This window comes from Microlunatus sp. Gsoil 973 (assembly GCF_009707365.1).
Taxonomy (GTDB): domain Bacteria; phylum Actinomycetota; class Actinomycetes; order Propionibacteriales; family Propionibacteriaceae; genus Microlunatus.
In genome coordinates, this window is the sequence record NZ_CP046122.1 from 3,325,638 (window position 1) to 3,337,692 (window position 12,055).

The following is a 12,055-nucleotide window of genomic DNA, read 5'->3' on the forward strand; positions in this document are numbered from 1 at the left end:
TACGGCGATATGGACACACCACGTCGTCCGAGCTGGTTGACGCCGCCTCCGGTCGACGGCCCACGACACACGCTGCACATCGTCACCGGCAAGGGCGGCACCGGCAAGACGACCATCGCCGCGTCCCTGGCCTGCGCCCTGGCAACCCCGGGCCGTCGGGTCCTGCTCTGCGAACTCGAAGGACGAGAGGGCGTCAGCCAACTGTTCGGCGACAAGCCGCTGCGTGGCGCCGGCGAACGGCGGCTGATGACCACGCCGGCCGGCGGCCAGGTGCACGGGCTGTCGATGGATCCCGAGAACGCACTGATGGAGTATCTGGAGACGTACTACCGCCTCGGGATCGCAGGCCGGGCCCTCGACCGCTTCGGCGTTGTCGACTTCGCGACCTCGATCGCCCCCGGCCTGCAGGATCTCCTGCTGATCGGCAAGGTGTACGAGGTGGCCCGCCGGCTGATCAAGAGGATGCCCAACGCCTATGACGCGGTGGTGCTGGACGCGCCGCCGACGGGGCGGATCGCCAACTTCCTGAACGTGCACGAGGCGGTGTCCGACCTTGCCAAGATCGGGCCGATCCGGGGTCAGGCCGACGCCATCGGAGCCGTGCTGCGATCCGAGCACACGGTCGTACACCTGGTCACCTTGCTGGAGGACATGCCGATCACCGAGACCATCGAGGCCGTGACCGATCTGGCACCCACCAAGATCGAGATCGGCACCGTGATCGCCAACATGATCACGCCGAACACACTGAGCCGCGACCAGCTCGAGATGGCCGTGGAGGGCAGGCTTCCGCTCAAGGTCCCCGGCCTGTCCGAGGTCGCCAACAAGACCCTCGCCGACGAGTTCGCCATCGACGCACAGCGCCTCATCGACGAACTGCAGCGCCGGGAGCGGCTGCAGGAACTCGGCCTCCCGATCCTGAACGTTGATCTTGATCCGTTGGGCATCGACGAGGCGGCGATCCTGGCGATCGCCACAACCTTGCGCAGCCAACTGGCCGACGAGGTGCGGGCGTGACCGATCTGGATGTCGCCGGCGCGATCAACGATCCGCAGACCAGGATCATCATCTGCTGCGGCTCCGGCGGGGTCGGCAAGACGACGACCTCGGCCGCGCTTGCCGTCCGGGCAGCCGAGTCCGGACGCCGGGTGGTGGTGCTGACCATTGACCCGGCCCGCCGGCTGGCCCAGTCCCTGGGCGTCGAACAGCTGGACAACACCCCGCGCCCGGTGCGTGGCATCGACACCTCGTCCGGCGGCAGCCTGGACGCGATGATGTTGGACAAGAAGCGGACCTTCGACGAGGTCGTCGCCGATCACGCAACACCGGAGAAGGCCGAGGCGATCTTCGCCAATCCGTTCTACCAGGCGCTGTCCACATCCTTCGCCGGGACGCAGGAGTACATGGCGATGGAGAAGCTCGGCCAGCTGTCCGCCCAGGCCGATGCCGACGGTCGGTGGGACCTGATCATCGTCGACACGCCACCGTCACGCTCTGCGCTGGACTTCCTGGATGCGCCAGAACATCTGGCCAGCCTGCTCGACGGGAAGTTCCTCCGGCTGTTGCTGAATCCGTCCAGAGGGCCCTTCCGGCTGATGGGCGTCGGCTTCAACCTGGTCTACTCGGCCATGGAGAAGATCCTCGGCGCCCAGGTGATCACCGACGTGAAGACGTTCGCAGCGGCGTTCGAAACGCTGTTCGGCGGATTCCGTGCACGGGCGGCGAAGACGCTGGCCCTGCTCGAATCCGACCGGACCACGTTCCTGGTCGTGGCGACCCCGGAACCTGACGCGTTACGCGAGGCGAGCTTCTTCGTCGATCGGTTGACCGAGTCAGGACTACCGTTGTCCGGCCTTGTGGTCAATCGCACCCACGGCAGCGAGTTGGAGATCTCAGCGGAACGGGCGCTGGCCCTGGCCGAGGATCTGGAATCGGCTGCCGAGCGTACGAACGGCGGTGATCACCAGGCGGAGATTGCTGCGCTACGGCGACACGCAGACCGAATGCGTCTTGTCGAGCGGGAACACCGCCTGCTGGCCCGGTTCTCCCTCGTCACGACCTGATGTCGCGCTGCGGAGGGTGCCGGACCAGCCCGGCGATGTCACCGACCTCGACGCGCTCCGGCTACTTGGCGCCGCCCTGGCCGACGAGAATTGATCGCCAGCTCCGGACGTTGGTGTGCTGACGAAGCAGCAGACGCCGTTCGCGCTCGGTCATACCTCCCCACACGCCCCATTCGATCCGATTGTCGAGTGCCTCGGCGAGACACTCCGAACGGACTGGACAACCGGCGCACACCGTGCGTGCCCGCTTCTGCTCGGATGCCTCGACAAAGAGTGCGTCCTCCATGCCGCGACACTTCGCTTGCAGCGCCCAATCTTCTTGAAACAACGCAGTCATTATGCGTATCCCCCAATACACCAACCGACCCGTGTCCTATGGCCCCGACGGCCTGACGGACAGTTCCCCAGCGAATCGGTGATGGAATCGTACGAAGCCGTTTAAGGTTTGACTAGGGACTAAAGACCAAGATTTTTCCGCAACACTTGCACAGCCCTAGAGATTCGGTCTGGACTTGAACGTCCCGTAGCCTGTAACGCATGCCGTTCAGCCCCAAGCGCGCGGGAAGCGTCGCCTACTCGGCTGCCATGTTTCTCGTGGTGAGCATGGTCGCAGGTCTCCTGGTCGCCGGGCTCGCCGTCCCGGTTGCGGCGATGGCGGGGGTGGGCGGTCGTGCCGCGGTCAAGACCGTCAACGATCTGCCACAGGACTTCACCACGCCGCCGCAGGCGATGAAGACCAAGGTGACCATGGCCAACGGCGACACGTTGGCGTACTTCTACGACCAGGACCGCATCTACAAGCCGCTGGACGACATCGCGCCGATCATGCGCGAGGCGCAGCTGGCGATCGAGGACCACCGCTTCTATCAGCACGGCGCGTTGGACGTCCAGGGCACGATCCGCGCGTTGCTGTCCAATGCCGCGGCAGGCGGCGTCACCCAGGGCGGGTCGAGCATCACCCAGCAGTACGTGAAGATGGTGCGCATCCAGGAGGCCCAGCTCGCCGGTGACGAGAAGGGCGTCAGAGAAGCCCAGGACGACACCGTCTCGCGGAAGATCCAGGAGCTCAAGTACGCGATCGGCCTGGAGAAGAAGCTGTCCAAGGACCAGATCCTCGAGCGCTACCTGAACATCGCCTATTACGGCGACGGTGCCTACGGTGTCGAGGCCGCCGCCCGGCACTACTTCGACACGTCGGCCAAGAAGTTGAGCCTGCCGGAGGCCGCCATGCTCGCGGGTCTTGTGCAGAGCCCGGATTCGGACAACCCGGTGCAGCACCCCGACGCCGCGATCGCCCGACGCAATGTGGTGCTGGACCGGATGGCCGAGCTCAAGGTGATCACCGCCCACGACGCGGCCAAGGCCAAGAAGACCAAGTTCGACCAGGACAAGGTCCGGAGTTCTCCGAACGGCTGTGTCAGCAGCCGGTACCCGTTCCTGTGCACCTATGTCTACAACAGCTTGCTGAAGCTGCCCGCGCTGGGCAAGACCCAACAGGACCGAGTGAACACGATCAAGCGTGGTGGCCTGACCGTCGAGACAGCGATCGACCCGAAGACCCAGGACGCGGCGCAGAAGGCGGTCAGCAACTACGTCGGGCCGAGGGACCCGGTGATCGCGACGATGTCGATGATCCAGCCGGGCACGGGATTGATCATCGGCATGGCCCAGAGCCGGCCGGAGATGGGCGGGGACGTCAAGAAGGGCGAGACCTACTACGACTACCCGGCGCCTCCGGATCTGGGCGGCAGTTCGGGTGGCTTCCAGTCCGGCTCGACCTTCAAGGCGATCACCATCGCCGCGGCATTGGAGGAGGGTGTCTCGCCGTCCAAGACCTACAACGCCCGCTCGCCGCTGCCGATGACGGGGACCCGCTGGAAGACCTGCGACGGCAACTTCACGCTGACCGAGCCGTATTCGCCGAAGAACTCCACCGGTGTCAACGGCGTGATGAACATGCGCAAGGCGGCGGAGTACTCGGTCAACACCTACTTCCTGCAACTGGAGCAGACCATCGGCCTGTGCCCGGTGGTCAAGATGGCCAGCAAGCTGGGCGTCAAGTTGGCGTCGGGACAGCCGATCGAGGATTCCGCGTACGCCTCGGCGCCCTCGCTGACCCTTGGTGTGGCCAACATTGCACCGCTCAGCCTGGCGGAGGCGTACGCGACCTTCGCTGCGCGCGGCATCCACTGCGATCCGATCATCATCGACAAGATCACCAACTACCAGGGCAAGGACATCGACCCGCCGAGCGCCAACTGCAAACGGGTGATCTCCAAGGATGTCGCCGACGGAGTCAACGATCTCCCTGCAGAGCGTGATGCAGGGCGGGGCGACCGGTTCGCCGGCACGACTGGATGACGGCCGACCCGAGGCGGGCAAGACGGGTACGACCGATGACAACCAGGCGGTCTGGTTCGCCGGTTACACACCGGATCTGGCCGGAGTTGCCTCCATCGCCGAGGACGTCACCCGCAAACCGTTCCGGCACGGGCACGTCCGCTCGGGCGGTCTGCTCGGCTACCAGCTCGACACTGGTGTGATCCTGCAGGGCACCGGTGGCGGTGACGCCGGCGCCGGAATCTGGAAACCGGCAATGACCAAGGCGCTCAAGGGCGTGGACCCCACACCCTTCCACGGCTACAAGAACAGCGACACCACCGACGGCCATCTGGTCGACGTACCCGACGTGTCGGGGATGAGCGTCGGCAAGGCGACCCGGATCCTCGAAGAGGCGGGCTTCAGCGTGGTGCCGACGTCGATCTACAGCAACTCACCGCAGGGCTACTTCCTTGGCTTCTCCCAGTACGGCGGAAAGCTGCCGAAGTTCAGCACCATCTACGCGGTCTACTCCGCCGGTCCTGCGCCACAGAAGCAATCCGGCGGAGGCAGCAAGAAGAAGAGTGGCGGCAGCGACAACAACTCCGGAGGCGACAAGAAGTCCGGCGGTGACAAGAGCTCGGGTGGCGATAAGAAGTCTGGTGGCTCCGGTGGCTCCGGTGGCGACAAGAAGAACGGCAAGCACTGACGCTGCGCCCGGGACTTGACCCGGGACTTTATGACGCCCGGACGGGCCGGTCAGGCGCTCAGCTGACGCTTGACCTCGTCCGCGACCGCCTTGCCGTCGGCTCTGCCCTTGGTCTGCGGCGTGACGACACCCATCACCTTGCCCATGCCACGCATGCCCAGCTCCGCAGCGCCGGTTGACGTGATCGCCTCGGCGACGATCGTCGACAGCTCCGCTGCGGTCAATGCCGACGGCAGATACTCGGCAAGGATCTCGCCCTCGGCATCCTCCTTGTCGGCCAACTCCGGCCGGTCGGCGTCGCGGTACGCCTGGGCCGACTCACGGCGCTTCTTGGCCTCGCTGATCACCACGTCCCGTACTTGATCGTCGGTCAGGCTGGTCGCCTGGCTGCCGGCCGTCTCGGCGCGACTGACCGCGGTCAGGACGCCACGGATGGTGTTGGCGCGCAGCTGATCGCGCGCCTTCAGCGCCGTGGTCAGATCGGCGCGCAGCCGGGTGAGCAGTTCGGTGTCGGTGGCCATGGGCCCAAGTCTGACACCCGGCGGCCACCCGCTTTCGCCGGAGTTCGGCTCGGGTAGCCTTCTCGGCATGCCTGACCGCTCCCCCGACAGACCCGTTCGGCCGCGGGTCGGATCGCCCGAGGGGCCGGAACGGTCGCCGCGTTCGGCGCCGGGTGTCTGGCCTACGCGGGGCTGTACGAGGTGCGTGCCTTCACTGTCCGCCGAGTTCGGATCCCGGTGCTCCCACGGGGCGCGCGGCCGATTCGCGTCCTTCACCTGTCCGATCTGCATCTGACGCCGTACCAGCAGGCGAAACAGCGATGGCTCTCCCGGCTTGCCGCCCTGGAGCCCGACCTGGTGATCAACACCGGTGACAACCTGGGGCATCCGGACGCCGTTCCGTACGTGACGATGAGCCTCGGGCGGTTGCTCGAGTTTCCGGGCGTGTTCGTCTGGGGCTCCAACGACTTTCACGGACCGCGGCCCAAGAACCCGCTGCGCTACCTCACCCAGCCCTCTCACCAGCCCCAGCCGCGCGAGCCGGAACTGCCGTGGGAGGACCTTCGCAAGGCGTATGTCGATGCCGGCTGGGTCGACCTGAGCGAGGTCAGGGCACGACTTCAGATCGCCGGGCATGACCTGGAGTTCCGTGGCACCAGCGACGCCCACCTGAACATCGATCGGTACGGCGAGGTCGCCGGGCCGCCCGATCCGGCCGCCTCCGTCGCGTTGGGGGTCACCCACGCTCCGTACCGTCGCCTGCTGGATGCGATGACCGCCGACGACCTGGATCTGGTCGTCGCCGGACACACCCACGGCGGGCAGGTCTGTGTCCCGGGCTATGGTGCGCTCGTCTCCAACTGCGATCTTGATCCACGGCAAGCCAAGGGTTTGTCGACCTATCAGTACGCCGGCAAGCGAACCTTCCTGCACGTTTCTGCCGGTGTCGGGACGTCTCCGTACGCCCCGGTGCGGTTCGCGTGTCGACCCGAGGTCACGCTGATGACCCTGGTCGGCCGCTGACCGAATCCGTTGTCGCGGCTCAGAGACCGCCGCCGACGTTGCGTTGCACCAACATCAGAACCCCTTTCAAGATCAAACCCGACACACCACGAACTGCTGGCCACAGACCGCCTCCGACGTTGCGCTGAGTGACCATGTCAAACCACCTCAAGATCAATCCCGACTCAACCCCCGGTCGCCGATCACAGACCACCACCGACGTTGCGCTGAACGAACATCTCCACTCCTCTCAAGATCGACCCCTATCACCGAACAAGCAGTCTCAGAGACCGCCACCGACGTTGTACTGAACGAACATCTCCACTCCTCTCAAGATCGACCCCTATTACCGACAAGCAGTCTCAGAGACCGCCACCGACGTTGTGCTGAACGAACATCTCCGCCTCCTTCCAAGATCAGAAACCAACAGCTCCGACAACCACGCCTCAGAGACCGCCACCGACGTTGTACTGAACGAACATCTCCACTCCTCCCAAGATCGACCCCTATCACCGAACAAGCAGTCTCAGAGACCGCCACCGACGTTGTGCTGAACGAACATCTGAACCCCCTTCGAAAAGGTCCCGACTCAAACCACAGATCAGCAATCAGAGACCGCCGCCGACATTGCGCTGAACAAACATCCCTGCCTCCTTCCACATCGAAATCCGATCCAGTTCCCTGCCATCAATCAGAGACCGCCACCGACGTTGCGCTGAACGAACATCTCCACTCCTTTCAAGATCGACCCCTATCACCGAACAAGCAGTCTCAGAGACCACCACCGACGTTGCGCTGAACGAACATCTCCACTCCTTCCAAGATCAGAAACCAACAGCTCCGACAACCACGCCTCACAGACCCCCGCCGACATTGCGCTGAACAAACATCCCTGCCTCCTTTCACATCGAAATCCGATCCAGTTCCCTGCCATCAATCAGAGACCGCCACCGACGTTGCGCTGAACGAACATCCCCGCCTCCTTCCAAGATCAGAAACCAACAGCTCCGACAACTACGCCTCAGAGACCGCCACCGACGTTGTACTGAACGAACATCTCCACTCCTCTCAAAATCGACCCCTATCACCGAACAAGCAGTCTCAGAGACCGCCACCGACGTTGTACTGAACGAACATCTGAACCCCCTTCGAAAAAGTCCCGACTCAAACCACAGATCAGCAATCAGAGACCGCCACCAACGTTGCGCTGAACAAACATCCCCGCCTCCTTCCAAGATCAGAAACCAACAGCTCCGACAACCACGCCTCAGAGACCTCCACCGACGTTGTACTGAACGAACATCTCCACTCCTCTCAAAATCGACCCCTGTCACCGAACAAGCAGTCTCAGAGACCGCCACCGACGTTGTACTGAACGAACATCTGAACCCCCTTCGAAAAAGTCCCGACTCAAACCACAGATCAGCAATCAGAGACCGCCACCAACGTTGCGCTGAACAAACATCCCCGCCTCCTTCCAAGATCAGAAACCAACAGCTCCGACAACCACGCCTCAGAGACCTCCACCGACGTTGTACTGAACGAACATCTCCACTCCTCTCAAAATCGACCCCTGTCACCGAACAAGCAGTCTCAGAGACCTCCACCAACGTTGCGCTGAACGAACATCTCCACTCCTCTCAAAATCGACCCCTATCACCGAACAAGCAGTCTCAGAGACCACCACCGACGTTGCACTGAACGAACATCCCGCCCTCCTTCCAAGATCAGAAGCCAACAGCTCCGACAACCACGCCTCACAGACCCCCGCCGACATTGCGCTGAACAAACATCTGAAACCCCCTTCGAAAAAGTCCCGACTCAAACCACAGATCAGCGATCAGAGACCGCCGCCGACATTGCGCTGAACAAACACCTCTGCCTCCTTCCAGGATCGACCCCAATCACCAAACAAGGCAGCCTCAGAGACCGCCACCGACGTTGTGCTGAACAAACATCCCCGCCTCCTTCCGTGTCGAATCAAGACCCGCCTCCCGGCGCCGATCAGAGACCGCCGCCAACATTGCGCTGAACCAACATCTCTCCCCTCCTTCCATGATCAAACCGACCCCCGGCCACGTACACCTGTCACAGACCGCCGCCGACATTGCGCTGAACGAACATCTCTCCACCCCTTTCCGTCGTAGACCACTACGCCATTTCAGAGACCGCGCGCGTCAAAGACCGGCGCCGACATTCGCTGAACGGACATGTTCACCGCCTCTGAAAGCAGCAGTCGGGGCTGGGAAGCCACATCCGTGGATTTCCCAACCCCGTATGTAGGCATTGTACGGATGTTGACCGGCTCCAGCCTGCGATGAAAGAACCATTGCAAATGGCGATACTCGACCGGGATACGATGGCGCGGTGGCGCCTCCCGACGACGATGACGCAGGGCCCTGCCAGACACCTGAACTGTCGGTCGAAGCCTTGCTGAAGCTGGCCAACGTCGTCCGATTCCGTGCCTACATCGCACTCCGCGCCTTTGGGTCACTGCGTGCCCGCCAGCTCGCCGAGTTCACCGGCGTGACCGAGACCAGCATGAACCGTCACCTGGACGTGCTGGCAGAGATCGGCTTCGCGACCGCCAAGCGCGTCGGCAAGACTCGCCAGTCCTGGCTCTGGTCGGCGGTCCCTGGCGGCGTACGGGTCGGTCGGATGGAAGGCGGGCAGATGCAGGATGCCGCCCTGGAGTGGCTGCGTGCCGTGAGCGGCGCCCAGGGCATCTTGGCGTCGCAGTGGCCGGCGGTCGCGCCCACTTGGCCGCAAGCCTGGCAGTCGGCTGCCGAAACGTCGGACTGGGTGATGCATCTGACCGCCGAGCAACTCGACGGGCTGGCGGCCGACCTGCGCTCGGTGGCGATGAAGTGGAAACAGGCCTCGGCCGCCAATGAACAAGCACGCGAACAACAGACGACCACGCCGGAGGATCCCGACTGGATCGCACCCGTCGTGGTGATCCTGAACGCGTTCCCCTACCCCCACCGGCCTGAATGAGCGGCTCGAAGGCGCTGACACTGCGGGAGACCATGCGCGCGGCGCCGCGGTGGGCGTTGGTCTATCTGCCCACCAGCGCGCTGGACAGTCTGGTCGAAGCGCTGTGGTTGTTCACGCTCGGGTGGGAGGCGTCCCGCGCGGGATCGGCAGCCGGCCTGGTACTTGCCGCCGGCGCCGTTCCGGCCGTCGCGTTCGTCCTCTGGGGCGGCTCGCTCGCCGACCGCCTCGGTGCGCACCGCGTGGCGATCTGGACGATGGCCGCGCGAGTGGTCGTGATGGTCGCCTGGGCGGCGGTCGTCATCTCCGACACCGCTCCCATCTACCTTGCAGCCGCGGCGGCCTTCGCGGTGGGCGCGATCGCCGGGATCCATGACCCGGCCGTGTCCGCAGTTCCGCAACTTCTGGTGCCGACCGGCGGCCTGGAAGCCAGTACGAACGCCCAACGGATCTCGGTACGGCTGGTGCAGACGGTCGGCCCGGCACTCGGTGGCGTGATCGCCGGCTGGTCGGGAATCGGCGCGGTGGTCGTAGTGGCCGCCGTCATCGGTCTGGTCCCGCTGGCCGGGTTCGCGCTGCTCCGGACAACCCGGCGGCCGGCAACCGACGGTCAGTTGCAGCATGCCGACACCGGTTGGCGCTCATTGCTGTCCGGATTCCGGTGGATCGCCCGGGACCCGGTGATCCGCCGTACGGTCCCGGTCCAGGGCGTGATCAATCTGACCACCGCCTCTATCCTGATGGCCGCGCTGCCGCTGCAGGCACGAGCGTCGGGCTGGGGTGCCGACGTCTACGGATTCGCCACGGCCGGGTTCGGCGGCGGCATGTTGGCCGGAACTGTCATCGCCTTCAGTATCCGCGCCCGCGCACCGCGACATCGGGTGGCGATCGCGGTGGTGTGTGCGGCGATCACCAGCGTGTTCGTCGTCACCACCGGATGGGCACCGACGGCCGCGCTGGCCATTGTGTCGGCCGGGTTGATGGGCCTGTTTCTCGGCCCGGTGGGCTCGATCCTCACCGGGTGGACGATGGCGACAACAGCAGCCGCCGATCCATCCATGTACGGGCGGGTGTTCGCCGTTCTGCTGCTGGTGACCACGGCGGCCGAACCGATCGGCTATCTGGTGTTCTCGGCCCTCGCGGCAGTGACCTCGGTCGGGGTGGCAGCCGCAACGTTCGGCGCGGCCGGGGTGCTATTCGCCGGTCTCGCGCTGGGAGCGCGCGCTGTGCGTACGAGCAACCACGGCTGAGGATCGTTCCCGGGCGATGTATCCGGCCAAGGATGACGGCGTCGCCGATTCGATGTCCGGATCGAAGAACCAGTTCGCCGGTACTCCGGTCGCGGCGATGAGAGCCGCGACCGTGTTAAACCTCGGATCTTCGATCTCCCCGCGGATCAACTTGTAGCAATGGTTCTTCGACAGCTCGCACCCGGCCTCGGCCATCGCTTGGCGCAGCTGAGGTCCATTGAGCCCGCTGAAGTCGATAGCGACTTGGGCCCGCTCGGCGAAGTTCACAACTCGTGTCGGCACGAGGTATATCTTAATGATACTTCTCTATTTCTGGCAAGTTCTTGCAGAATCCTCTTACGCGTGCGCTACTCTATTGACAGCGGCACAGAAGGCCGGGGCAAGTATCTTTTACATGTACCCCTTCGAAGCCGTCGTGCGAGCCACATAGTGGCGCCATCCGGGGGAATGGAAATCCGCACCTTGAGCGTGGGGTAGTCCTGACGGCCAGGTCAGGGCTACCCCGCCTCGAGCAAGATCCGATGATCACGACTTGCACCGCCGCTCAGGCATACCGATTCGAAGTGTTCGGTTGCCGTGGGCTACACTCTCCGAGGCCCTGTTCTTCAGGGCCACCGGGGTGTGGCGCAGCTTGGTAGCGCGCTTCGTTCGGGACGAAGAAGTCGCAGGTTCAAATCCTGTCACCCCGACCAACCACAACCGGCCCCTGATCAGGCAGATCAGGGGCCGGTCGCATTTCCGGGATCAGGCCTCACAGGCCGTGGTGTTACCAACTGTGTTACATCACCTCAGTCGCCACTGGCCTTGTACACCTCATCCACGACCAGGGCGCCGGTCTGGACTACCGGCCGAATCTGATGCCGATAGAGGGGACCGGGCCGAGCGCGGCGGAATGATCGACGGACGTTCGTAGCGGATCGCGCGGTCCGCCTCCGCGAAAGGGCGATCATCCCGCGCATGTCGCCTGGCTGCCGAACCGCATCGCGCCGACGGAGCATCGGAGGCCTCGGCCAAGGCGACGAGCGCCTGATCCCGGGTCGGCAGGACTTCTCCGGGTCCTGGCCGACATACCCGGCCGTCCCAGACGAGTTTCGCGTGCACGACATGGGTAGGAACATTGAGGGGCCGGTACTCCCGACCTTCCCGGCTCGCGAATCTCTGCCCGATAAGGCGGTCGTCTGCTCGGCCGCGAGGAAATCAGCAGCATCCTGGCGAGGC

Annotated in this window: 8 protein-coding genes, 1 tRNA gene and 1 pseudogene; 7 read left to right on the forward strand and 3 right to left on the reverse strand. The window is 64.3% G+C overall.

Annotated features, from left to right (window positions below; genetic code table 11):
* The first annotated feature begins 9 nt into the window (after positions 1-9).
* Together GJV80_RS15615 and GJV80_RS15620 are read left to right on the forward strand one after the other, a co-directional pair.
* Positions 10-1,017, forward strand: coding sequence for an ArsA-related P-loop ATPase (locus GJV80_RS15615; protein ID WP_154688685.1), 1,008 nt, complete (start codon positions 10-12; stop codon positions 1,015-1,017).
* A complete protein-coding gene (locus GJV80_RS15620; RefSeq protein WP_154688686.1) occupies positions 1,014-2,063 on the forward strand; it encodes an ArsA family ATPase in 1,050 nt (349 codons plus the stop codon). The genes GJV80_RS15615 and GJV80_RS15620 overlap by 4 nt, the downstream gene beginning before the upstream one ends.
* A gap of 61 nt (positions 2,064-2,124) precedes the next feature.
* Here the strand turns inward: GJV80_RS15620 and GJV80_RS15625 are convergent, their stop codons facing one another.
* A complete protein-coding gene (locus GJV80_RS15625) occupies positions 2,125-2,400 on the reverse strand; it encodes a WhiB family transcriptional regulator (protein WP_154688687.1) in 276 nt (91 codons plus the stop codon).
* Between the two features lie 200 nt (positions 2,401-2,600).
* On the opposite strand from GJV80_RS15625, the pseudogene GJV80_RS15630 reads away from it, so the two are divergent.
* Positions 2,601-5,091 (forward strand): annotated as a pseudogene (locus GJV80_RS15630) (transglycosylase domain-containing protein).
* Positions 5,092-5,141: 50 nt separating this feature from the next.
* On the opposite strand, the gene GJV80_RS15635 reads toward GJV80_RS15630, so the two are convergent.
* The gene (locus GJV80_RS15635) at positions 5,142-5,612 is read right to left on the reverse strand and encodes a GatB/YqeY domain-containing protein (protein WP_154688688.1); all 471 of its coding nucleotides are present in this window, start codon (positions 5,610-5,612) and stop codon (positions 5,142-5,144) included.
* A gap of 216 nt (positions 5,613-5,828) precedes the next feature.
* Between GJV80_RS15635 and GJV80_RS15640 the strand changes: the two genes are divergently transcribed.
* The 3 genes from GJV80_RS15640 (at position 5,829) to GJV80_RS15650 (ending at position 10,837) form a co-directional block, all read left to right on the forward strand.
* Positions 5,829-6,614, forward strand: coding sequence for a metallophosphoesterase (locus tag GJV80_RS15640; RefSeq protein WP_230207745.1), 786 nt, complete (start codon positions 5,829-5,831; stop codon positions 6,612-6,614).
* Positions 6,615-8,960: 2,346 nt separating this feature from the next.
* Entirely contained in the window at positions 8,961-9,590 is a 630-nt protein-coding gene (locus tag GJV80_RS15645) for a hypothetical protein (protein WP_154688690.1), read from the forward strand.
* Entirely contained in the window at positions 9,587-10,837 is a 1,251-nt protein-coding gene (locus GJV80_RS15650) for an MFS transporter (RefSeq protein ID WP_154688691.1), read from the forward strand. The genes GJV80_RS15645 and GJV80_RS15650 overlap by 4 nt, the downstream gene beginning before the upstream one ends.
* Here GJV80_RS15650 and GJV80_RS15655 read toward each other — a convergent pair.
* Positions 10,781-11,119, reverse strand: a complete 339-nt coding sequence (locus tag GJV80_RS15655) for a hypothetical protein (protein WP_154688692.1) — start codon at positions 11,117-11,119, stop codon at positions 10,781-10,783. The two genes, GJV80_RS15650 and GJV80_RS15655, sit on opposite strands and share 57 nt — an antisense overlap.
* A 333-nt stretch (positions 11,120-11,452) precedes the next feature.
* Between GJV80_RS15655 and GJV80_RS15660 the strand changes: the two genes are divergently transcribed.
* Positions 11,453-11,529: transfer RNA gene (locus tag GJV80_RS15660), tRNA-Pro, on the forward strand.
* The last annotated feature ends 526 nt before the right edge of the window (positions 11,530-12,055 follow it).